This is a genomic window from Nonomuraea glycinis (assembly GCF_035920485.1).
GTDB classification, from domain to species: Bacteria; Actinomycetota; Actinomycetes; order Streptosporangiales; family Streptosporangiaceae; genus Nonomuraea; species Nonomuraea glycinis.
Genome location: NZ_CP109166.1, coordinates 3009890 through 3030596 on the forward strand (window position 1 = coordinate 3009890; position 20707 = coordinate 3030596).

Annotated in this window: 24 protein-coding genes; 9 read left to right on the plus strand and 15 right to left on the minus strand. The window is 68.3% G+C overall.

Annotated elements, in window-relative coordinates; all coding sequences use genetic code 11:
• Both OHA68_RS13970 and OHA68_RS13975 read right to left on the minus strand, forming a co-directional pair.
• A complete protein-coding gene (locus OHA68_RS13970; protein WP_327108010.1) occupies positions 1-2097 on the minus strand; it encodes a flotillin family protein in 2097 nt (698 codons plus the stop codon).
• Positions 2097-2651 carry a hypothetical protein gene (locus OHA68_RS13975; protein WP_327108011.1) on the minus strand — a complete coding sequence of 185 codons (555 nt, stop codon included), beginning with the start codon at positions 2649-2651 and terminating at the stop codon, positions 2097-2099. Before OHA68_RS13975 ends, OHA68_RS13970 begins: the two co-directional genes overlap by 1 nt.
• Positions 2652-2781: 130 nt before the next feature.
• Here OHA68_RS13975 and OHA68_RS13980 point away from each other — a divergent pair, with 130 nt between their 5' ends.
• Positions 2782-3708, plus strand: a complete 927-nt coding sequence (locus tag OHA68_RS13980) for an NADP-dependent oxidoreductase (RefSeq protein ID WP_327108012.1) — start codon at positions 2782-2784, stop codon at positions 3706-3708.
• Between the two features lie 73 nt (positions 3709-3781).
• On the opposite strand, the gene OHA68_RS13985 is transcribed toward OHA68_RS13980, so the two are convergent.
• The 6 genes from OHA68_RS13985 to OHA68_RS14010 all read right to left on the minus strand — a co-directional run bounded on the left by OHA68_RS13985 (position 3782) and on the right by OHA68_RS14010 (position 8387).
• Positions 3782-4699, minus strand: a complete 918-nt coding sequence (locus OHA68_RS13985; RefSeq protein ID WP_327108013.1) for an aminoglycoside phosphotransferase family protein — start codon at positions 4697-4699, stop codon at positions 3782-3784.
• Between the two features lie 144 nt (positions 4700-4843).
• Complete coding sequence (gene tgmC / locus OHA68_RS13990) at positions 4844-5977, minus strand: ATP-grasp peptide maturase system methyltransferase (protein WP_327108014.1); 1134 nt, start codon at positions 5975-5977, stop codon at positions 4844-4846.
• Positions 5974-6948 (minus strand): ATP-grasp ribosomal peptide maturase, encoded by a 975-nt coding sequence (gene tgmB, locus OHA68_RS13995; RefSeq protein WP_327108015.1) that lies wholly within the window; start codon positions 6946-6948, stop codon positions 5974-5976. The genes tgmC and tgmB overlap by 4 nt, the downstream gene beginning before the upstream one ends.
• Positions 6948-7187 carry a putative ATP-grasp-modified RiPP gene (gene tgmA / locus OHA68_RS14000; protein WP_327108016.1) on the minus strand — a complete coding sequence of 80 codons (240 nt, stop codon included), beginning with the start codon at positions 7185-7187 and terminating at the stop codon, positions 6948-6950. The genes tgmB and tgmA overlap by 1 nt, the downstream gene beginning before the upstream one ends.
• A gap of 164 nt (positions 7188-7351) precedes the next feature.
• Positions 7352-7576, minus strand: a complete 225-nt coding sequence (locus tag OHA68_RS14005; protein ID WP_327108017.1) for a DUF397 domain-containing protein — start codon at positions 7574-7576, stop codon at positions 7352-7354.
• Positions 7563-8387, minus strand: a complete 825-nt coding sequence (locus OHA68_RS14010) for a helix-turn-helix domain-containing protein (protein ID WP_327108018.1) — start codon at positions 8385-8387, stop codon at positions 7563-7565. The genes OHA68_RS14005 and OHA68_RS14010 overlap by 14 nt, the downstream gene beginning before the upstream one ends.
• A gap of 257 nt (positions 8388-8644) precedes the next feature.
• Here OHA68_RS14010 and OHA68_RS14015 point away from each other — a divergent pair, with 257 nt between their 5' ends.
• Positions 8645-9070, plus strand: a complete 426-nt coding sequence (locus OHA68_RS14015; RefSeq protein ID WP_327108019.1) for a hypothetical protein — start codon at positions 8645-8647, stop codon at positions 9068-9070.
• Between the two features lie 271 nt (positions 9071-9341).
• Here OHA68_RS14015 and OHA68_RS14020 read toward each other — a convergent pair whose 3' ends face one another.
• Together OHA68_RS14020 and OHA68_RS14025 are read right to left on the minus strand one after the other, a co-directional pair.
• Complete coding sequence (locus OHA68_RS14020; RefSeq protein ID WP_327108020.1) at positions 9342-10220, minus strand: 1,4-dihydroxy-2-naphthoyl-CoA synthase; 879 nt, start codon at positions 10218-10220, stop codon at positions 9342-9344.
• A 44-nt stretch (positions 10221-10264) separates the two neighbouring features.
• Positions 10265-10597, minus strand: coding sequence for an ArsR/SmtB family transcription factor (locus OHA68_RS14025; RefSeq protein ID WP_189137451.1), 333 nt, complete (start codon positions 10595-10597; stop codon positions 10265-10267).
• 86 nt (positions 10598-10683) lie between these two features.
• Here OHA68_RS14025 and OHA68_RS14030 point away from each other — a divergent pair, with 86 nt between their 5' ends.
• Positions 10684-10854: a DUF3073 family protein gene (locus tag OHA68_RS14030; RefSeq protein ID WP_189137450.1), complete on the plus strand. Its 171-nt coding sequence runs from the start codon at positions 10684-10686 to the stop codon at positions 10852-10854.
• Here OHA68_RS14030 and OHA68_RS14035 read toward each other — a convergent pair.
• The gene (locus OHA68_RS14035; protein ID WP_327108021.1) at positions 10817-12097 is read right to left on the minus strand and encodes a cytochrome P450; all 1281 of its coding nucleotides are present in this window, start codon (positions 12095-12097) and stop codon (positions 10817-10819) included. The genes OHA68_RS14030 and OHA68_RS14035 overlap by 38 nt on opposite strands.
• Before the next feature lie 69 nt (positions 12098-12166).
• Here OHA68_RS14035 and OHA68_RS14040 point away from each other — a divergent pair, with 69 nt between their 5' ends.
• A complete protein-coding gene (locus tag OHA68_RS14040; protein ID WP_189137448.1) occupies positions 12167-12757 on the plus strand; it encodes a TetR/AcrR family transcriptional regulator in 591 nt (196 codons plus the stop codon).
• Between the two features lie 83 nt (positions 12758-12840).
• Here OHA68_RS14040 and OHA68_RS14045 read toward each other — a convergent pair whose 3' ends face one another.
• From OHA68_RS14045 to OHA68_RS14055, 3 genes are all read right to left on the minus strand, one after another.
• Positions 12841-13740, minus strand: coding sequence for an alpha/beta fold hydrolase (locus OHA68_RS14045; RefSeq protein ID WP_327108022.1), 900 nt, complete (start codon positions 13738-13740; stop codon positions 12841-12843).
• A gap of 53 nt (positions 13741-13793) precedes the next feature.
• Positions 13794-16502 (minus strand): helix-turn-helix transcriptional regulator, encoded by a 2709-nt coding sequence (locus tag OHA68_RS14050; RefSeq protein ID WP_327108023.1) that lies wholly within the window; start codon positions 16500-16502, stop codon positions 13794-13796.
• A 98-nt stretch (positions 16503-16600) separates the two neighbouring features.
• Positions 16601-17101 carry a hypothetical protein gene (locus OHA68_RS14055; RefSeq protein WP_189137446.1) on the minus strand — a complete coding sequence of 167 codons (501 nt, stop codon included), beginning with the start codon at positions 17099-17101 and terminating at the stop codon, positions 16601-16603.
• A gap of 157 nt (positions 17102-17258) precedes the next feature.
• Here OHA68_RS14055 and OHA68_RS14060 point away from each other — a divergent pair, with 157 nt between their 5' ends.
• Positions 17259-17795, plus strand: a complete 537-nt coding sequence (locus tag OHA68_RS14060; protein ID WP_435793618.1) for a peptidylprolyl isomerase — start codon at positions 17259-17261, stop codon at positions 17793-17795.
• Positions 17796-17982: 187 nt separating this feature from the next.
• Positions 17983-18852: a rhomboid family intramembrane serine protease gene (locus tag OHA68_RS14065; RefSeq protein ID WP_327108025.1), complete on the plus strand. Its 870-nt coding sequence runs from the start codon at positions 17983-17985 to the stop codon at positions 18850-18852.
• A gap of 32 nt (positions 18853-18884) precedes the next feature.
• Here OHA68_RS14065 and OHA68_RS14070 read toward each other — a convergent pair whose 3' ends face one another.
• A complete protein-coding gene (locus tag OHA68_RS14070; RefSeq protein WP_327108026.1) occupies positions 18885-19130 on the minus strand; it encodes a cell division protein CrgA in 246 nt (81 codons plus the stop codon).
• A 144-nt stretch (positions 19131-19274) separates the two neighbouring features.
• On the opposite strand from OHA68_RS14070, the gene OHA68_RS14075 reads away from it, so the two are divergent.
• From OHA68_RS14075 to OHA68_RS14085, 3 genes are read left to right on the plus strand one after another with little or no spacing between them, the layout of a single operon-like run.
• Positions 19275-19877, plus strand: a complete 603-nt coding sequence (locus OHA68_RS14075; RefSeq protein WP_327108027.1) for a class E sortase — start codon at positions 19275-19277, stop codon at positions 19875-19877.
• Position 19878: 1 nt separating this feature from the next.
• Positions 19879-20037: a hypothetical protein gene (locus tag OHA68_RS14080; protein ID WP_327108028.1), complete on the plus strand. Its 159-nt coding sequence runs from the start codon at positions 19879-19881 to the stop codon at positions 20035-20037.
• Positions 20034-20606: an anthranilate synthase component II gene (locus tag OHA68_RS14085; RefSeq protein ID WP_327108029.1), complete on the plus strand. Its 573-nt coding sequence runs from the start codon at positions 20034-20036 to the stop codon at positions 20604-20606. Before OHA68_RS14080 ends, OHA68_RS14085 begins: the two co-directional genes overlap by 4 nt.
• The last annotated feature ends 101 nt before the right edge of the window (positions 20607-20707 follow it).

Below are 20707 nucleotides of genomic sequence, written 5' to 3' on the forward strand. Positions count from 1 at the left end.
TCAGACCTTCGCGGGGACCAGCGCCGTCACCAACGAGTCCGCCACGCCGAGGCGGCGGGCCGTGTCCAGCAGCTCGCCCAGCGGCCCGGAGTCCGGCCCGCCCTGCTGGATGAGCCGCATGAGCAGCGCCGACACGGTGAGGTTCTTCAGGTCCTCGGTGCTGACCCCGCTGACCACGCCGGCCAGGTCGTGCATCAGGCTGGCGGACCCGTTCAGGTAGGGCGCGGCCATGGACCGGGCCACGTCGGAGTGCTCGACGAACCCGTCGACCACCTTGCCCGCGGTGATCGAGCCGACCACCTTGTCGAAGAACATCGTGTCGCCGCCGACGATGTCGATGTTCGCCTTGGCCAGACCGGCGGACAGCACGCTCGCCTGCGCCTCCGCCACGTGGCGGGACACGTCGATCTGCTTGAGCCGTACTTCCTTGTCGGTCTCCAGGCGCAGCCGGTACTCCTCGTGCGCCCTGCTCGCGTCGTCCAGCGCCGCCATCGCGGCCGCCTTCTCCGTCAGACCCTCGGCCTCGGCCTTGAGCTTCTCGCCGATCGCGGCGGCGGAGGCCACGGCCATCGCCTGCTCGCCCTCGGCCTGCGCCTTGAGCCGGTCGCCCTCGACCAGGGCCATCGCCCGAGCGCCTTCGGCCTCGGCCTTGAGCTTCTCGCCCAGCGCCATCGCCTCGGCGTGGCCGACCTTCTCGATCGCCTCCGCGCCCCGCTCCTTGACCTGCGCCTCGGCCAGCCCGGCCGCGGCGGTCTCGGCCTGTACGCCCTCGGCCAGCCGGATCTTCGCCCTGGCGTCCAGCTCGGCGGCCTGCTGCCTGGCCTCGGCGAGCACCAGCTCCTCGCGGGCCTTGAACTTCGACGCCTCCTCGGCCGCCTCGGCCGCCTTGATGCCCTTGACCAGGTTCTCCTGCGCCTCGGCCTCGGCGGCGATGATCACCGCTTGGCGGGTGCGCTCGGCCTCCTCGACCACGCGCAGCCGCTTGATGGCCTCCTCCTGCTCGGCCACCGTCTTGTCCACCGCGATGCGCTCCCGTACGACCTCGGCGATCGACCGCTTCTCGGTCTCGACCTCCTTGTCCTTGGAGATGCGCGACAGCTCGGTCTCCCGCTCGCGGGCGATGACCTCCAGCATGCGGTCCTTCTCGATCCGCTCGGACTCGATCGCGATCACCCGCTCGCGGTTCTTCTCCGCGACGGCCACCTCACGGGCCCGGTTCTCCTGCTGTACGCCGAGCTGCTCGTCGGTCTTGATGTTGGCCGCCATGGCCCGCAACCGCTCCTCGGCCTGCACGCGGGCGATCTCCGCCTCCTCGCGGGCCCGTACGGTCTGGATCTCGCGCTTCTGCTTGGCCTCGGCGTCGGCCTGGCGGCGCTCCAGCTCCAGAATGGCCTCGCGGGCGTCCACGTTCTGGCGGGTGATCTCCTTCTCCTCGGTGCGCTGGAACTCGTTCGTGCGCACGTGCTCGATCGCCGTCAGCTCGGTGATCTTGCGGATGCCCTGGGCGTCGAGGATGTTGCTCTTGTCGAGCGACGTCAGCGCGGTCTGCTCCAGGTAGTCGATGGCCGCGTCCTCAAGGCTGTAGCCGTTGAGGTCGGTGCCGATGAGGCGGATGATCTCGTCGCGGAACTCGTCGCGCTTGGTGTAGAGGTCGACGAAGTCGAGCTGCTTGCCGGCGGTCTTGAGCGCCTCGGAGAACTTGGCGTTGAACAGTTCCTGCAACGTCGACTCGTCGCTGGCCCGCACGGTGCCGATGGCCTGGGCGACCTTGATGACGTCCTCGGCGGTCTTGTTCACCCGGACGAAGAACGTGATCTTGATGTCGGCCCGGATGTTGTCCATGCAGATCAGGCCCTCGCGGCCGGTCCGCTCGATCTCGATGGTCTTCACCGAGATGTCCATGGTCTCGGCCCGGTGCACCACGGGGAGAACGATGGCGCCGGTGAACGTCACGTCCACCTTGTTGACCTTCGAAATGATCAGCGCTTTACCCTGTTCGACCTTTCTGAACAGTCGGCTGATGACGACGAGCAGACCTATGACGACGACAAGGACGACAGCGAGGAAAACCGCGAAGCCGGTGGAGATGACATCCATCAGTGCTCACTTTCGTAAGGCATGACCCAGAAGAACTCGCCGTCTGCGTCGTATTCGAAGATCAATGCGTTGTCGCCGCGGACCAGGCGATCCTGACCGGTCGTCCTGACCTGGACGACGGCGGAGGAGCCGTCGGCGGCGGTGACCTCGGCCTGGCCGAAGTCGTGGTTCGCCAGGCCGGTGCGGATCACGCACATGCGGCCGACGAAGTCGCCGCGCGAGGGGAGGATTTCCTTCGCCATCAGCCCCCGCAGCGGGCTGATCAGCGCCCGGGTGCCCAGCCAGCCGCCCGCCAGGGCGACGGCGGGCACGGCCCAGAGCAGCGGTCCGGTCGCGAACTGGCTCCCGATCAGGCTCAGCAGCCAGGCCGTCGCGATCAGCAGGGAGAGCGTGACGCCGGCCGGCACGCCGCCGAACCCGAGCCAGGGCGCGTCCGCGCCGTCAAGGTCGAACAGGCCGGTGATCACCACGACCCAATAACCGACGACGACGATCAACAGAAAGCTGAAAACGACCGTCGGGAAGTCCAACGCGACGTGCAGGAACTCACTCAATACTCGTTGCCCCGTCCCCCGGTGCCTGACTCGTCGGACTATATCTAGATAAAGGGCGACTAAAGAAAAAAGTTCCCGAATGGTTAGACAGCTTGACCTCAAGCGCGCTTGAGGAAGCAGGCTGGCCCGCATGAGTGAAGAGATGATGCGGGCCGCGGCGTTCACCGCCTTCGGCGGCCCCGAGGTGCTGCGGGTGATGGAGCTTCCGGCGCCGGAGGCGGGACCGGGCCAGGTGCGGGTGCGGGTCAGGACGGCGGGCGTCCAGCCCTTCGACGCCGCCGTGCGCGGCGGCTGGACCCCGCCCGGCGTGACCGGCGACCTGCCGCGCGTTCCCGGCAACGAGTTCGCGGGCGTGGTGGACCAGGTGGGCGAGGACGTGACCGGGGTGCCGCTGGGGGCGGAGGTGCTCGGCTTCTCGCTGCTCGGCTGCTACGCCGAGTACGTCGTGGTGAACGCGGGAGACGTGACCGCCAAGCCCGCCGGGGTGCCCTGGGAGGTCGCGGGCGGGCTGACCGCCGGCGTGCAGACGGCCGAGATCGCGCTCGACGGGCTGGCCGTGGGGCCGGGTGACACGCTGCTCGTCCACGCCGCCGCCGGCTCCGTCGGCACCGCCGCCGTGCAGATCGCCAGGATGCGCGGCGCCACCGTGATCGGCACCGCCCGCGAGGAGAACCACGCCTACCTGTGGGACCTCGGCGCGACCCCCGTGGCCTACGGCGACGGCCTCGCCGACCGGGTCCGCGCCCTGGCGCCCGACGGGGTGCACGCCGCGCTCGACGGCGCGGGCGGGCACGCGCTGGAGGTCTCGCTGGAGCTCGTCAAGGACCCCGACCGGATCCTGACCCTGGTCGAACACGCCAAGGCCGCCGCCCTGGGCGTACGCACCACCCAGGGCGTCCGTACGGCCGAGCGCCTGGGCCGCTACGCCGACCTGTACGCCACCGGCAAACTGAAGTTCCCGGTACGCAGGACGTACGAGCTGGAAAAGGCGGCGGACGCGCACAGAGAGATCGAGACCCGCCACGGCAGCGGCAAGATCGTCATCCAGGTAGGCTGACCGGCCACACCGACCAGCCAACAGCCGGCGCCCCCACCGTCTACGGGCGTCTGCTGCCCATGGTGAGCGGCTCCTACTGGCGGTGGGTCATCGCCTCGGCCACCGCCAGTTGGATCTCGTCGAGGCCCGGCTCGCCGTCCTCGATGCTCCACAGCGAGTTCTGCAGCACCCGGCCCAGGGTCCACCCGGCCGCCCGCTGCCGGTCGAGCCCGAGCCGGTCGACCATGAGGTCGAAGCGCCGCAGCACCGCCCGCCGCACGTCACCGGTGGCGACCACGTCGTCCCACCGGTTGTCCAGTGCCGGCAGGAGGTCGAACCCCGGGTCGCCGGCCAGCGGCTTGGGGTCGATGGCCAGCCACGGCTCCCGCTCGGCGGCCAGCACGTTGTCGTAGTGCAGGTCCCAGTGCAGGAGCCGGTCGCCGGGCTCGGCGACCAGCTCGCCGACCGCTCCCGCGCACACCCGCAGCCAGTGACGCTCCCGCTCGTCGCCCAGCGCGGCCAGCGCCTTCGGCACGTCGTCGAGCATGCCCTGGGCGATGTCCCCGAGCCGGCGCGGCATCTCGGGCGGCGCGGGCACGGCCACCAGCCGGGCGAGCAGCCCGGCGAGGATCTCCAGCGCCTTCATGTCGTCGGGCAGCGCGGACAGCGGCCTGGCCGCGTCCAGCCGCTCCAGCAGCAGGGCGCCGGTGCCGGGATCCTCGTCGAGCAACAGCACGGACGCGTTCCCGGCCCAGGCCCGCAGCCCCGGCCCCTCGGTCGCGTGCTCGTCCGTGACGGGCTGCAACTTGAGCGCCGCCGGCGTGCCGTCAGCCCGCACCACCGGTAGCACCAGCGACACGACCCCGTGCCTCGGCTCCCCGTCGAGCCGCAGCTCCCACTCCCGCAGATAACGCTCCGCCAGCGCGGGCAACCCCGCCGACCAGGCCCGCCCCGCCTCACCGTCCTGCTTCACATGATTCGCCGCCAACGCCGGAGGCACCACGATCGTCATCACCCCAGTCTGAAACAGCCCGCCCGCTGAACGCGACGGGTTTCCCGCAGCATCTATGTAGATGCCGTCTACGTAGATGGCATCTACATAGACGGAGGCCAGGCGGGTCGCCTCACCGACGAACACCTGCTGCCCCACCTGGCTTCAGGCGGGTAGGTTCCACGACGGTCCGTCGGGGTGGCTCAGCCATACGCGCTGCCTTTCGGGCGTCACGGTCAGGCCGAAGGTGGACTGGTGCGGCTGACCGGCTTCCCGCCACAGCAGAACGGCGTCTTCGACGGCGTCCCACAGCTTGACCGGGCCATGCTGATGAACTGTCCAGCCGCCTGTGGATTGCGGCTCGACCACGGCGCGTGAACCGGAATCGACATCGATCAGGAAGGTCGTGTCGTTCTCGCCCCAGACGCATTGGGCCTGTGGCACGGCGAGCTGAGCGACCCACAGAGCCGCTTGGTCGTCCAGAGCCGACGGATCGATTCTGGTCTCGCGTACGTCTCCAACGCCTCTGACCAACGGCGGGAGCGGAGGAGGCAGGTGGGAGCGGGCGGTCATGAAGGACAGGTCGTCTTTCAGAAAGCGGCCACTCGCGGCGCCGTCACCCGCCACTGTGAGATGCGCGAACGCCACCCCACCCATCCATCCCCGCATCGGGGCTGTGATGGTGCCGCCATCGCGGACCTGCTGCGGCCACGCGAGCGGGATCGTGCGAACGGAACAGGTCGCGATGAGCCGATCGTATTCAGCGTTCTCGGCGTATCCGTACAGCCCGTCTCCGACCACCAACGTCGGGGTGTAACCCGCCTTGAGGATCGCGTCACGAGCCCGGACGGCTACCACCGGGTCGTACTCGATCGAAGTGACCGCGTCGCTGCCGAGCCGCTGACACATCAGCGACGTCGAGTAGCCCGTGCCCGTGCCGATCTCCAGAACCTTGTCACCCTCGCCGATCCGGGCCGCCTCCAGCATCCGCACAACCAGGCCGGGCAAGGTCGATGACGACGACGGCCGCCCTGTCACGAGCTCCGAGGCGTCTTCGGCCATGACGCCGCCCACCTGCGTCACCCAGGTCTCGTTGGCGTAGACCAGGGCAAGCCATTCGCCTTCGCCCGTGTCGGCACAGCGCATCGGGGCCCATAGGTCGTCTCGGCCTTTGTGAGGCAGGTATATGGCATCACCCAGAAACCGTTCGCGAGGCACTATTTCCAGCGCCTTGCACCAGTCGGCAGAACCTATTGTGTTCGCCAGTTCGAGGCGAAGCCCTGCGGCTGTGTCCGTCATGGCCACCATCCTTCCAGTAGTACGTCCGCGAAGGCATGCGCTATCGCGTCGCAGTCCGGCAGCCATCCCCACTGGCCATTTGGGTTACATTCGATGAACGTCCAGATTTCTCCCGCCCGGCTCTCTTCGATGGCGAAATCGAAACAACCGAACTCCAGGCCGAAGTGTGCGAGGTAGGTGTATAGAGCCTCCCTGATCGCTTCGGGCACTTCGATGGGATCGTGGATTAATGTACGCCAATCTCCGCGTCTCCAATCAAGCGCGCCATCGGGAGCGGTGATCCTGCTCGCAAACACCTTCCGGCCTACCACGGTCACTCTCGCGTCAGCGGTCTTCTGAATCTCCTTCTGAAACAGGTGAGCGGTTACCGACAATGACCCGTTCAGATCATCTGCACTGATCCGCTGCGTCCATATGGCGCCCACCTGGCAGCCCGCGCCCGGCGGAACCCCTCGGAACGACTTGTAGATGATGTGTTCGTGTTCAAGAGCGAATTTCCGGGCGGCGTCGAGATCGTTGGTGACCAGCGTCTCAGGAATCTTCATCCCTGCTCGCACAGCCACCTGCAACTGCGCGACCTTGAAGTCCGCTCCTTCAGTGGCGGCGGGATGGTTGACGTAACGGCAGTTCGGCAGGGTCCTCAGCAGCCCTCTGAGCCCGTGGCGAGCCTCGGTGATCACGAACTGCCGTACCTGTTCGTCAGCGGCGTCACTACGCCAAGGGCTGGGGCGCCGGTAGTAGGTGGCCCCGATCTCCTCCAGGGAGACGTCACGGCTCGGCGTGAGAAGTCTGCCACCCCACGAGTCACGACCGTTACCGATATGGGCACTGAATGTCAGCGCAGTACCGATGTCGGCGGGATCGACGCGTACCACTCGCACTTCGCGCTCGATCAGGACTCTTATGACCGTGTTGGCCGTCTCGTCAATCAATGACGTGACAACCAACACAGCGGTCGGCGTTGGTGGCATCAGTCGTTGCTGTCGTCCGCGACCTTGGGCGAGTTGGCCGAGCCGTCACTACCACCCTGCGACGTGGTTACCGTTCCGCGCTGCATGTCCACGATCGCACCACCGGCGTCATGGAAGTGGGTGAGCTGCGTTTCGGGATCGAACGTGATCGTGGCGTATTCCAGGGGAGCGACTGAGCAAGGCGGGGCCATACGACTCAAGCCCCACGGTCGCGCTGTCTGATTTGGCGTCATGGCCATCGAGGTGTTCCTTCCGCTGGGGAGCCTTTCTCCCTTGACGCTACGGAGCCATCAAGGGATTGGGAAGGAAACCAGAGCCGTCTGTAACCGTACGGACACTCTTTGTGGTGAAGGAGAGAAGGGCGGAGGCCCCTGTAGTGATGGGGACCTCTTGTCTTGAGTGGTCAGATGTCGAACTCGCCGAGTTTCGCACCGCCCACGAAGGCGCGGAAGACGCCCCCACGCAAGAGCAGCGGCTCAACGTCCGGTTGCTCGGAGTCCCTGATCGCGTAACGATCGCCACTCAGCTTGGCCACATAGAGACAGTCGCCTCCGCTGGAGCCAGAAAGTGTGGATTTCGTCCATTCTGCGGCATTCAGCTCGACGCGCAGCTCATCAGTGATTCTCATACCTTGCCGCCACCTCACGTACTAGTCGCTCGCTCACGTGTATGGGATGGGCCCACTTATGGATCGCGTCGTATCTGAGATTAACCTTTCGTACCGTCTCCTCGCGATCCGATACAGAGCCCTGTGCGGCGTCTTCAAGGGAGATGTGGTCCGGCATGCCGACGCCCTTGGCCAAGGCGAAGCCGCCGAGTAGACCCGGCGTGGCGCCCACGCTGAGAGGGACGATCTGTATCGAGACGAAGGGGGTGGCCATCATCGTGAGCAGATGCTCAAGCTGCTCCCGCATCACGTCGGTGCCTCCGACAGGGCGGATCAGGGCACACTCGTCCAGCAGCGCCCAGTACATGGGCGGCTCCTTGCGCTCGAACACCCTCTGTCGATGAAGTCGTGTAGCGACGGTCTCCTCGATCCAGGTGTGGGTGACTCCTGGCTCAGCACCGAGAATCGCTCGCGCGTAGGCCGGCGTCTGTAGAAGCCCCGGAATGACCAGGGGTTGCCATGTACGGATCGTGTGGGCGTTCTCCTCCACTTTGGGCCACTCTCTGAACCACTTCGGAGCCGACACAACCGTGGCGCTTGACAGCAGACGAAGCAGTTCCCCGCCCAGATTCAGGACAGTTTCCGCCGAGAGGGTGAAATTTCTGGTCGGCTTTCGCTTGCCTCGCTCAATCAGGCCGATCAAGCTTTCGCTGCACGGGATCAACGACCCCATGGCCGCCTGGGATAGGCCGGCCGCCATCCGGGCTTCCCTCAATGCCGCACCGTACGGGTTGCCCTCGTTCGGGGATGGAGCCTGTTCATCCGCCGACATGCCGCTCCTCCAATTGCTCCGGACAGCTTTCCCGAATACCGCACAGACAAGGCGTACAGCGGTTGTCTGGATACGGACAGTCGCTCGGTAGATACAAAGTAGCTGGGAGAGAGCACTCTGGGAATGCTTCTCGGGGAAACCGGCAGACCATCCGGACAGGTCCTCATCATCCTGTCCGGATCAAGAGACGGATATTCCCGAGTTCTTGTTGCGGCGGAGGCCGCATTTTCGGACACAGACAAGGTCGGTGATACTCGATGGCTCACGAACTACGGGAGGAAATGACCGAAGGGTCCCATACGGACCCCACCCGGGAGCCGATCAGCGACGTCATCGCGGCCAAGCACGACAAAACTCTCGCGAAACTGCGTAATCTGCTGATCCAGCGCGGAATGCGTACCTACATCGTCGAATATCTCAAGCTCACTCTCAAGTCATCAACTTGGCCCGCACCTCCAGAAAGCACGCAACATCGCTACCCACCCGAGTTGCTGATCTTCGCTCCTCAAGGATGGCGTGTCGCCACCGTGCGGATAGCTCCGCGATCCGGTGCGTACCTCGTGGATGTGGCACAGGTTGACGGACGCGGCGGCCTGGCACCGGACAGGCGGTACATCATCCCCTCGCACGAGTCGGCCAGGGTCCCGCCGCTACTTCCTGGCTACGTGACGGACGGGTCATGACCCCAGAAGACTTCGAAGCCAGGTTCGGCAGGGCATGGCAGATAGACGTTCTGCCCACGTGGGGAGTCGCCGCATCGCGCAAGCAGCACCCATCTGCGGAGCAGTACCAACAGGGCTACCTGTACGTGCTTCTCAGCCGGGATTGCGAGGAACTGGCGGCGAAGATAGCTGGACAACCCGAATACGGGGCTACGCGATAGGGCGCCGGGGGCTTGATCTTCGCGATGGTCAGCTGTCGACCTGGTGTGGGGATCGGATCCTGGGCGCCCGGCTAGTAGTGCCAGGGGTACGGGGACCAGTCGGGCTCGCGCTTGTCCAGGAAGGAGTCACGACCCTCGGCGGCCTCGTCCGTCATGTAGGCCAGCCGGGTCGCCTCACCGGCCAACACCTGCTGCCCCACCAGCCCGTCGTCGATCAGGTTGAAGGAGAACTTCAGCATCCGCTGGGCCGTCGGCGACTTGCCGTTGATCTTGCGGCCCCACTCCAGGGCCACCGTCTCCAGCTCCTCGTGCGGCACCACCGCGTTGACCATGCCCATCCGGTGGGCGTCCGCGGCGGAGTAGGTGTCGCCGAGGAAGAAGATCTCCCGGGCGAACTTCTGGCCCACCTGGCGGGCCAGGTAAGCCGAGCCGAAGCCGCCGTCGAAGCTCGCCACGTCGGCGTCGGTCTGCTTGAACAGGCCGTGCTCGGCGCTGGCGAGTGTGAGATCGGCCACAACGTGCAGGCTGTGCCCGCCGCCCGCGGCCCAGCCGGGGACCACGGCGATGACGATCTTGGGCATGAAGCGGATCAGCCGCTGCACCTCGAGAATGTGCAGGCGGCCGGTCGAGGCCGTGCCGTCGGCGTACTGATAGCCGTCCTTGCCCCTGATGCGCTGGTCGCCGCCGGAGCAGAACGCCCAGCCGCCGTCCTTGGGCGACGGGCCGTTGCCGGTCAGCAGGACGCAGCCCACGTCCGTGCTCTGGCGGGCGTGGTCGAGGGCGCGGTAGAGCTCGTCCACGGTCTGCGGCCGGAAGGCGTTGCGCACCTCCGGGCGGTTGAACGCGATCCGCACGGTGCCCTGGTCGACGGCGCGGTGGTAGGTGATGTCGGCGAAGTCGAAACCGTCGACGACCTGCCACGCCTTGGCATCGAAGAGCTCGGAGACCATGGGCCAGAGCCTAACCGATAAGGGCTCTGGCCCCACAGGGCGGCCTAGGTGACCTCCGCCCGGAGCTCTGCCAGCAACTGGCCCTGGTCGGCGAGCATGTCGGTCAGGATGCGGCGGGCGGTGACGAGCAGGTCGGCGAGCTCCGGAGTGGCCAGCGTGTAGACCACGGTGCTGCCTTCGCGGATGGCGCTCACGATGCCCGCCCTGCGCAGGACCGCGAGCTGCTGGGAGAGGCTGGACGCCTCGATGTCGATCTGGGCCAGGAGCTCCCTGACGGGCAGTGGCCCTTCCTGGAGTAGCTCCAACACTCGGATGCGAGCGGGGTGGCCGAGAGTTCGGAAGAAGTCGGCCTTGGCCTGGTTGACCTCCACGTGCATACTGCCAGACTAATCGAGCGCAGTTGCATAATTCTTCAAGTCGTAACGTTGTTGGATAGCATGACAGCGGGGACTAGGGAGTAGCCATGGGCCGAGGAAGAGCCAAGGCGAAGCAGACGAAGGTCGCTCGCCAGCTGAAGTACACCAACCACAACATCGACTATGACCGGCTCCGCAAGGAGTTGGGCGCCGACGACGAGCGGGATGAGATGCGCTCGGCTACGGCGTCCGAGCAGGATAGTGAGCGCGCGCAGTAACGCGCGTGAGTCGTGCGGGAGCGAAGGTGACGTTCGCGAGCCGCCTGGCCTCGGGCGCCGGATCCGGTGCCGTGAGCTCCAGGCGGCGTAGCACTTCGCGGATGATGACCCGCATCTCCAGCAGTGCCAGCTGCGCGCCGACGCAGAAGCGACGGCCGCCGCCGAACGGCATCCAGGCTCTGCTCTGCTGCCCGTCGAGGAAGCGTTCCGGCCGGAACTCCTCCGGCGACGGGAAGACCGCCGCGTCGTGGTGCACGAGCGGGATCGACGGTCCCGCGTACCATCCGGCCGGGATCTCGTACCCACCCAGCCGCAGCGGCGCGTCGAGCACTCTGGGCGCCTCGTAGACGACGGGCCGGACGCGTAGCACCTCCTTGATCACCGCGTCGAGGTAGGGCTCGTCGTCCGGCAGCCGTCGCAGCACGTCCGGCAGGCGCAGCAGCCGCTCGAAAGCCCACGCCAGGCCGGTCGCCGTGGTCTCGTGCCCGGCGATCAGCAAAGTGATCAACTCGTCGCGCACCTCCTGGTCGCCGAGCCCGGTCGCCAGCAACCTGCTCAGTACGTCCGTCCCTTCGGGCTCCTTCCGGCGGCGGGCGATCTCCTCGAACAGGATCGCGTCGACGGCGGCGCGCACCCTGAGAAAGCGCGCGTACGGCGAGAACGGCAGGCGGGCCATCGGCTCGCGCAACCGGGGCGGCAGCATCGCCACGGACATGGACCCACCGGCTTCGATCAGCCGCGGGAGCAACGCCCGTAGCCGGCCGATGCGCCCGGCGTCGCGGATGCCGAAGACCAGCCGGATGATGATCTCCAGCGTGATCTCCTGCATGCGGTCGCGCAGCGTGAACGGCTCGCCCAGCGGCCAGGTGGCGATCTTCTCGGCGGCGATGGCCGCGATCTCGTCGTGGTAGCCGGCGACCTGCCTGGCACGCAGGGGCGGGGTGAGCGCCTTGCGGTGTTTCGCCCAGTTGTCGCCGTCCAGGGTCAGCACCGAGTGCGCGCCCACCAGGGGTTCGAGGAAGTCTCGCCGGGCCTCGCCGGCGTTCCCTCCGCCCGCGTCGGTCCGGTAGACCTGCTCGGCCAGCTCCGCGGTGGCGACGTACACCTCGGGTGGGAAGCCGGGGTAACGCATCGTGAAGACCGGGCCGTACCTGCGGTGACAGCTCTCGAACAGCCCTGCCGGATCTCTCGCGAACCACGCCAGCTGGAGCGGCGAGGGGAGTCGTGGGCCGGGTGGCAGCATGATGGCATCTCCTCAGATGTATACGTACGTCTGTCATAGACGCTTGTATGCATCAGTAGCATGGATCACGTGTCACGAAAAGAGGCCCGCGAAAGGCTCCTGGCAGGAGCGGTGACCTGCCTGGCCGAGAAGGGCTACGCCCGCACCACGGCCCGCGACCTGGTCGCCGCGTCGGGGACCAACCTGGCCTCCATCGGCTACCACTTCGGCGGCAAGGACGCCCTGCTCCACGAGGCCATCGCCGACTGCTTCGAGGCGTGGACCGAGCGGGTCGAGCGGACCATCTTCGGCCCGGGCGGCGTCGGCTCCCCCCGCGAGCTGCTCGAACGTGCCATGACCGCGCTCGTGGACGTGTTCGACGAGCTGCGTCCCCAGCTTGTCGTCTGCCTGGAGGGCTATCCGGCCGCACTGCGCGAGAGCGCCCTGCGGGACAAGCTGGCCGCCGCCTATGCCAAGAGCCGCCAGGCGGGCGTGGACATGCTCCGCCGGGCCGGCACCGAGTTCGGCGTCGAGATGCCCGTCGCGCCCGAGGTGCTGGTCTCCGTGCTGATCGCGATCACCGACGGCCTGATGATCCAGTGGCTCCTCGACCCGGAGAGCACCCCCGACGCCCGCCAGGTCGTGCAGGCACTCGCCGCCCTGTCGCAGATCACCGGCTGACCCGCCGTACGAGTGTGCAACGCGCCGCGATACGAGAGCGGGTCAACGCGTCGTGTGCGTGCGAAACGCCCCGCGATACGAGGTCAACGCGCCGTGTGCGTGAGGAGCGCCCCGGCCAGCTCCTCCACCACCTGCGGCGCGATCAGGTGCCCCATGTCCCGGACCATCAGCAGCCGCGCCCCCGGGATCTGTTCGGCGATGATCGCGCCGTGCCCCGGCTTGGCCGGCTCGTGCGTGCCCTCGATGACGAGCGTCGGCGCCTTCACCTGGCCGAGCACCCCTTCCGGCTCGAAGCCCGGGTTCTCCGCCCCGGCCCGGCGGTGGTTCACCAGTGCTGAAAGATCCCTCGCCCGCTCGTGCACCCGCTCGGCCAGCCGCCGCTCGGCGTCCTCGTCGAACGGCAGCGCGGTGCCGTTCAGCACCCTGGCCTCGGCGATCAGCCGGTCGATCTCCTCACCCCTGGTCGTGGGCGGCGTCCCCGTGATCAGCTCGGCGAAGCACCGCACGAACTCCGGCGTGGGCGGCGGCAGGCTGCCCTCCGGCTGCGGCTGTCCCGTGAGCGCTCGCATGATCACTTCACCTTCGCCCATCCCCAGCGGAGACGCGCCGACCAGGGTGAGCGTCAGCACCCGCGCCGGCTGCTCCACGGCCACGATCTGGCTGATCAGCCCGCCCGCCGAATGCCCGACCAGATGCACACCCTCCAGCCCGTACGCGTCCATCACCCGCAGCACGTCGTCCTTGAGATCGAGCCAGCTGTACGGGTGCGCGTCGAAGTCCACGGTGCCCGACCTGCCGGTGTCGCGGTGGTCGTAGCGGATCACCCGGCGGCCGCCCGCGACCAGCCGCCCGACGAACTCGTCCGGCCACATGATGCCCTGGGACATCGAGCCGGCCACCAGCAGGACCGGCGGGTGGGCAGGGTCGCCGAACTCCTCGGTGTAGAGCTCGATGCCGTCCATGTCGATCAGTTTCGTTTGCATGCCCTCAGCCTGCCCGCCGCCCGTACCGGTGCCTTCCGTAGAACTACTGGCCCCTACAGAAGCCGGGCGAGCTCAGTACGGCTCGTGATGCCGAGCTTCGGATAGATCTTGTACAGGTGGTACTCGACCGTACGCGGGCTGAGGAACAGCCGGACCGCCACCTCCTTGCTCGACGCCCCCTCCGCCACCAGCCGCGCGATGCGCAGCTCCTGCGGCGTGAGCGCGGCCCACGCGTCGCTCGCCGGCCTCTCGGCCGCCTCGCCCGCCGCCCGCAGCTCGTCGAGCGCCCGCCGCGCCCACGGCTCCGCCCCCAGCCTCTGGAACGTCTCCAGCGCCGCCCGCAGATGCCCCCTCGCCTTCCCCGGCTCCTGGGTACGCCGCAGCCGCTCCCCGTAGAGCATGGCGGTGCGCGCCCCCTCGAACGGCTCCTGGTGCAGCCGCAACGCCTCCTCGAAGTCCGCCGCGTCGCCGTCCAGCAGCCCCCGGCAGCGCAGCCGCAGCGCCCGCGACTCGGGCGTCCTGGCTTCGGCCGCCCATCGCTCCAGCCCCGCCAGCGCCTCCCGCGCCGCCTCGATCTCACCCGCCGCCACCGCCGCCTCCACCCGGTCGGGAGTGGTGCGCCACACCACGGTCGGATGGCCCGCCCCCGGCCCGGCCCGCGTGATGGCCATGAAACGGTCATGCGCCGCGGCGAACCTGCCCAGCCCCAGATCCAGCAGGGCCAGCGCGTACGCCGCCACCCCCACCCGCAACCCGACCCGGTGCGGCACGGCGATCGCCAGCGCCTGCTCCCCGTACCGCCGGCAGGCCTCCTCCTCGCCCCGCAGCGCCGCCACCACCGCCAGGTTGGCGAGGTGCGCCGCCTCGGAGTTCCGGTAGCCCGCCTCACGGGCCAGCGCCAGCCCCTCCTCGGCGATGGCGGCGCTCTCGGCCGGCCTCCCCTTCAGCCGCTCGGCCGTGGACAGGTACTCCAGCACCACCGGCAGCTGGCCCGCCATCCCCGACACCCTGGCCACCCGGCCCGCCCGGCCGGCCAGCTCGGCGGCGGCATCGGCCTCACCCAGGTACGAGGCCGCCGCCGACGCCCACAGGAACTCGGCCGCCTCCGCCAGCTCGTCCGCCCGTTCCACCGCCCCCCGCAGCAGCTCCCCGCCGCTGCCGTCCGCCAGCATCGCCCCCATCCCGACCACCACATCCCGTACGAACCCGCGCGGAAACGCTCGTGCCCTGCGCCCGATCTCGATGATGGTGTCCACATCGCCCACACAGTTCGCGGCCTCACACGCGTCCGCCAGCATCCCCATGCCACGCCCGGCCGCCAGCATCCGCATCGCCTCGGCCGCGTCCCCGGAGTTGAGCTCGAACCGCCCCCGCAACTGCCCGATCTCCTCAACCAGCCCACCATCCGCACCTGTCGCCAGGGCTGCGAGCCGGCGGGCGTCCGCGAGGTAGGTCTGTGCCTGGCCGGGGCGGCCGCCGAGCCAGGCGGCGGCGGACGCGTCCTTGAAGCGGCGGGCGCGGGTCAGCGGCTCCGGCGTGAGCTCCGCCGCCCTCGCAAAGGCGTTGGCCGCGTCGCCGTACCCACCCCTGGCCTGTGCCCGTGCCGCCGACGCGGCCAGTGCGGCGGCCACGGCCTCGTCCTGCCCGACGGTGGCGGCGGCCAGGTGCCGGGCGCGCCTGTCACCCTCCACCAGGCCGGCCAGCGCCGCGTGCGCTCGCCGCAGCTCCACCGAACTGGCCGAGGCGTGCACCGCCGACCTGACGAGCGGATGCCGGAACCGCACCTTCTCCCCGGAAATGGTGACCAACCCGACGCTCTCGGCCTCATGCAGCCCCGCCATCGGCCGGCCTTCCAAGGGGTTGCCGTAGTCGCTCCGGGGGTTGCCGGAGGTCTCCTCGGGGCCTGGGGACGGGTCGCCGGCGGACAGGTGGGCGGCGGCGTACAGGACCAAGGAGAGGTCGCTCTCCAGGGAGGCGATGAGCAGGACGCGGCGGGCGTCCCCGGACAGGCGGGCGACCTGCTCACCGAAGAGCTGCTCGCCACCCGGCAACGGGTCGGGCAGCGGCGCGCGCCCGGCGAGCCGGTCGGCGCTCAGCAACGCCACGGTCTCGCCCAGGACCAGCGGGTTCCCACCGGTCAGCGACACGAGCTGAGCCCGCACGCCGGGCGCCACCACCGCCTTGGAGTCCAGCAGCCTGACCGCGCTCTCCGGGTCGAGCCCGCCCACCGGCAGCTCCGGCACCCCCTTGCACTGACCGTCACCCCGTACGGCCAGCAGCATCGACACCTTCTCCGTCCGAAGCCTCCTGGCCGCGAACAGCACCGCGTCGGCCGAGGCCCGATCGAACCACTGGAAGTCGTCGGCGAGACAGAGCAGCCCGCCGCCGGCCGCGGCCTCGGCCAGCAGCGAGAGCACGCCCGCCGACACGAGGAACCGGTCCGCACTGGGCGCGGCCAGCCCGAGCGCCCCCGACACCGCGTCCCGCTGCGGCCCGGGGAGCGTGCCGAGCAGCCCGGTCACCGGCCGCAGCAACTGGTGCAGCGCCGCGAACGCCAGATCGGCCTCGCCCTCGACTCCCTGAGCCCGCAACACCACCACCGGCGCGGCCATCGCAGTCGCCCGAGAGGCCGCCAGGTCGAGCAGCGACGACTTGCCGACACCCGCCTCGCCACGCAGCACCAGCGCGCGCCCCGCTCCCGCCGCCGCCGCACCGATGAGGTCGTCGATCGCGGCAGTCTCCGCGCTCCTGCCGTAAAGCATGACAATGACCCTATAAGTAACATGCAGCGACAAAGCTCACAGTCGCCGGACATGAGAGAGCGCGCCCCCGTACTACGGGAGCGCGCTCTCACTGCGGATCACGACATCTTTCGTGAAGCCTCATCCGCCGTGCTGGACATCGTCGCACCGGCCTGGTCCGCCGTTTCCCTCGTCCTGTCGGACTTCTCGCTGACCCAGCGTGAGGCGTCGGACGCCGATTCCTTCATGTGATCGGTCCACTGCTGGGCATTGCGGCGGTAGAACATGTAGCCCACCGCTCCCAGCGCAAGACCGGTCATCAGGGTGAACATCGGCCACTGCCGGGACTTCCGCCTGACCGGACTCACCCTGTCCGCTGCCGTGGTCAGCACGTAGCTGACCTTCGGGGCGAGTTGGTCCTCGACCCGGTGTGCGGCATTCTCTAGCATTGGTGCCACCCTGTAACGGGCGTCTTCCACTCGCCGGTTGGCGACCAACTTGGCCTGATCCGCCATCGGCGCCATCCGTCGGCCGGTTCGCACGGCCTGGGCCTTCATCCGGCCCGTCCACGTGGTGGGTACCTCTATGACCACGCGTCGTCTTCTCAGTGTCAGGGACACGTCTACCTCCCCTGTTGTTGGGGCCCCGCGCCTGACCTTCCCGGTACAAGGCGGCTCAATCATGGCGACCCATGGGAGGATGGTTACAGCGGCCCAACGGCCATAGGCATCAAAACCGTATAAGTCAATGTCGTACATAGAGGAAGGCAGCTGTCTCGTGGCTGAGAAGCTGATCGCACATCTGCAGACCAATCGTGGCAATATCAAAGTCGAGCTTTTCCCCAACAAGGCGCCCAAGACGGTACGAAACTTCGTCGAGCTCGCCGAGGGCAGCCGCGAGTGGACCCACCCCGGCACCGGTGAGAAGAGCACGAACCGCTACTACGACGGCACGATCTTCCACCGGATCATCCCCGACTTCATGATCCAGGGCGGCGACCCGCTCGGTCAGGGCATCGGGGGCCCCGGCTACGAGTTCGACGACGAGATCTACCCGGACCTCTACTTCGACCGTCCTTACCTGCTGGCCATGGCCAACGCCGGGATCCGGTTCGGCAAGGGCACCAACGGCTCGCAGTTCTTCATCACCAGTGTGCCCACGCCGCACCTCAACGGGAAGCACACCATCTTCGGAGAGGTGATCGAGGGTCAGGACGTGATCGACGCGATCTCCAAGACCAAGACCGGCCGTAACAACCGCCCGGTGGAGGACGTCGTCCTGGAGTCGGTCACCATCGAGCGAGTCCAAGCCTGACCTGACCGGACGCGACGGGGCCGCCCACCCGGCGGCCCCCGCATCGCCCGCCGTCCACCCGGCGGCCCGCACCGCCCTGCCGTCCACGCGGCGGCTGCCGGTGCACCGCCTGCCGCCTGTGCACCGCCTGCCGCACGAGGGCGCTCAGGCAGACGCGGCAGGGTCGTCGCTGCCATAGGCTGCGGTCATGACCAGCCAGCCGCCCAGCACGCCTTCGCAGCCCGAGCAGCCCGCGGAGGCGGTGCCGACGTGCTACCGGCATCCTGGCAAAGAGACCTGGGTCCGCTGCCAGCGGTGTGACCGGCCGATCTGCCCCGACTGCATGCGCGATGCCGCCGTGGGGTTCCAGTGTCCCGAGTGCGTGGCCGAGGGCAACAAGGGCATCCGGCAGGCCAGATCCACCTTCGGCGGCTCGGTCGTCACCACGCCCGTCGTGACCTGGGCACTGCTGGCCATCAACGTGGTCGTGTTCGGCGCCCAGCAGCTCCCGGATCTGGACGTCACCGAGCGGCTCGCCATGTGGCCGGCCGGGGTCGCCGTGCTGGACGAGTATTACCGGCTGATCTCCGCGGCGTTCGTGCACGGCGGAGTTTTCCACATCCTGTTCAACTGCTGGGCCCTCTACATGGTCGGCCCCTACCTGGAGCGAGCCTTCGGGCATGCCCGTTTCCTGGCCGTCTATCTGGTCAGCGCACTGGGCGGCTCGGTGATGGTGTTCTGGCTGGATCAGCCCAACTCGGCGACCGTGGGCGCGTCCGGGGCCATCTTCGGGCTGTTCGCCGCGATGTTCGTGGTGGGGCGCAAGCTGAACACCGAGGTGGGCGGCATCGCCGCGCTCATCGCGATCAACCTGGTCATCACGTTCATCGTGCCGGGCATCAGCTGGACCGGCCACGTGGGCGGCCTCATCACCGGGGCGGTGCTGGCAGGCGCCATCACCTTCGCCCCCAAGAACAACCGGACCCTGTGGCAGGTGCTGGCGATCGTGGGAGCGCTGGCCATCCTCGTGGTGCTCGTGCTGGTCAGAGATGCCACGATCCTCGACACCCTGCGCTGACGTCCCCAGCTGTGGAAAAGCTGTGGAAAAAACTAACGCCAGCGGGTGGAGAGAACCACACCGAAGATGATGAAGACAAACCCGATCAGCAGATTCCAGTTCTGCAGATCACCGATGAAGGGTGCGGTGGGCGCCACGTAGTAGGTGGCGATCCACAGGATGCCGACGATCCATGACACGACCATCGTCGGCGCCAGCCAGCGAGGGCTGACCTTCACCGTCTGGGACTTCTGCGGCGGGGTGTAAACCGCCTTCTTGCGAGCCTTGGACTTGGGCACTGGATAACTCCTGCTGAGGGCCTGGGCTTCCGGATCGTCCGCAGGCTCTTCGTTAAGGGTAGTCGTAGCGTGCCCCAGGATAGTCGCCACGCGCGGGACATGGCGATCCCAGGGATCACGATCGCGCACGCATACGCTGGCCGGGTGCGGGCCACGCTACGGACCGTGGGGGAGCTGAGCGTCACCGCGGGCCTGATCCTGACGCTGTTCTGCGCCTACCTGCTCTGGGGCACCGGCGCTTACACCGCGAGCCAGCAGCTGCTGCTCCAGCGGGAGCTGGCGGCGGGGCGGATCGAGAAGATCGAGCTGGGCGGGGCGCTGGCCATGCTGCGCATCCCGAGGCTGGGCCGCGGTTACGAGTACGCCGTGGTGGAGGGCGTGGACGCCGAGCATCTGAAGAAGGGGCCGGGCCACTACCCCGGCAGCGCCCTGCCCGGCAAGGTAGGAAATTTCGTGGTCTCGGGGCATCGGACCACGTATGCCGCGCCGTTCAACCGCATCGACGAGCTGGAGCGCGGCGACGAGATCATCGTCGAGGCCCGCGAGGCCCGCTACACCTACCGGGTGACCTCCCAGGACATCGTGGAGCCCGACGAGGTCGAGGTGATCGCCCCCGTCCCCGGCAAGCCCGACATCCGGCCCATCCGTCCGTACATCACCCTGTCCACCTGCCATCCGGAGTATTCGGCCGCCCAGCGGCTCATCGTCCATGGCGTGCTCAAGCAGACCGAGCTCAGGAAGGAGTGACGTGTACGCCTGGCTGTGGCGCAAGCTCCCCGGTGACACCGGGGCCAAGCTGCTGGGGGCGGTGGTGCTGGCCGCCGTCGCGGTGGCCATACTCTGGTATGTCGTGTTCCCCCTATGGGAGCCGGCTGTGACGCTCGACGAGGTGACCGTACGCAGATGAGCCGTGTGCTGGTGGTGGACAACCACGACAGCTTCGTCCACACCATCGTCCAATACCTTCGCATGCTGGGCGCCACGTGTGACGTGCGCCCCCGGGACGACGTGCGCGTGGCCGACGCCGAGGGCTTCGACGGCGTGCTCGTCAGCCCCGGCCCCGGCACGCCCGAGGCGGCCGGGGTGAGCATCCCCCTGGTCCACCACGCGCTGCGGCGAGGACAGCCCCTGCTGGGCGTCTGCCTGGGCCACCAGGCCATCGCCTGCGCCTTCGGCGCCACGGTCGCCCGCGCCCCCGAGCTCGTGCACGGCGACACCAGCGCCATCTCCCACGACGGCAAGGGCGTCTTCGCCGCGCTGCCGTCGCCGGTGCGGATGACCCGCTACCACTCACTGGCCGTACGCCCGGAAACCGTGCCCGACGAGCTGGACGTGACCGCGCGCACCGACGACGGCGTCATCATGGGCCTGCGCCACCGCTCCGCGCCGATCGAAGGCATCCAGTTCCACCCCGAATCCGTGCTGTCGGAGCACGGCCACCAACTCCTGGAGAACTGGCTGCACGCACTCCTGTAACGAACAACCGCCGCGAAACGACACAAGGACAAGCGTCCCCGCCGTTGCCCCCGAGCGGCGGGGGCGCTTCTCGCTGTCCGGCGCGGCCAGGCGTACAGAAC

Excerpts from the sequence above, each read along its gene's own strand:
- OHA68_RS14030 (WP_189137450.1), top strand. The coding sequence starts at position 10,684 with ATGGGCCGAGGAAGAGCCAAGGCGAAGCAGACGAAGGTCGCTCGCCAG.
- OHA68_RS14010 (WP_327108018.1), bottom strand. The coding sequence starts at position 8,387 with ATGTCGGCGGATGAACAGGCTCCATCCCCGAACGAGGGCAACCCGTAC.
- OHA68_RS14020 (WP_327108020.1), bottom strand. The coding sequence starts at position 10,220 with ATGGTCTCCGAGCTCTTCGATGCCAAGGCGTGGCAGGTCGTCGACGGT.
- OHA68_RS14015 (WP_327108019.1), top strand. The coding sequence starts at position 8,645 with ATGGCTCACGAACTACGGGAGGAAATGACCGAAGGGTCCCATACGGAC.
- OHA68_RS13985 (WP_327108013.1), bottom strand. The coding sequence starts at position 4,699 with ATGACGATCGTGGTGCCTCCGGCGTTGGCGGCGAATCATGTGAAGCAG.
- tgmC (WP_327108014.1), bottom strand. The coding sequence starts at position 5,977 with ATGACGGACACAGCCGCAGGGCTTCGCCTCGAACTGGCGAACACAATA.
- OHA68_RS13970 (WP_327108010.1), bottom strand. The coding sequence starts at position 2,097 with ATGGATGTCATCTCCACCGGCTTCGCGGTTTTCCTCGCTGTCGTCCTT.
- OHA68_RS14065 (WP_327108025.1), top strand. The coding sequence starts at position 17,983 with ATGACCAGCCAGCCGCCCAGCACGCCTTCGCAGCCCGAGCAGCCCGCG.
- OHA68_RS14045 (WP_327108022.1), bottom strand. The coding sequence starts at position 13,740 with ATGCAAACGAAACTGATCGACATGGACGGCATCGAGCTCTACACCGAG.
- OHA68_RS14035 (WP_327108021.1), bottom strand. The coding sequence starts at position 12,097 with ATGCTGCCACCCGGCCCACGACTCCCCTCGCCGCTCCAGCTGGCGTGG.
- OHA68_RS14085 (WP_327108029.1), top strand. The coding sequence starts at position 20,034 with ATGAGCCGTGTGCTGGTGGTGGACAACCACGACAGCTTCGTCCACACC.
- OHA68_RS14025 (WP_189137451.1), bottom strand. The coding sequence starts at position 10,597 with ATGCACGTGGAGGTCAACCAGGCCAAGGCCGACTTCTTCCGAACTCTC.
- OHA68_RS14050 (WP_327108023.1), bottom strand. The coding sequence starts at position 16,502 with ATGCTTTACGGCAGGAGCGCGGAGACTGCCGCGATCGACGACCTCATC.
- OHA68_RS14005 (WP_327108017.1), bottom strand. The coding sequence starts at position 7,576 with ATGAGAATCACTGATGAGCTGCGCGTCGAGCTGAATGCCGCAGAATGG.
- tgmA (WP_327108016.1), bottom strand. The coding sequence starts at position 7,187 with ATGGCCATGACGCCAAATCAGACAGCGCGACCGTGGGGCTTGAGTCGT.
- OHA68_RS13980 (WP_327108012.1), top strand. The coding sequence starts at position 2,782 with ATGAGTGAAGAGATGATGCGGGCCGCGGCGTTCACCGCCTTCGGCGGC.
- tgmB (WP_327108015.1), bottom strand. The coding sequence starts at position 6,948 with ATGCCACCAACGCCGACCGCTGTGTTGGTTGTCACGTCATTGATTGAC.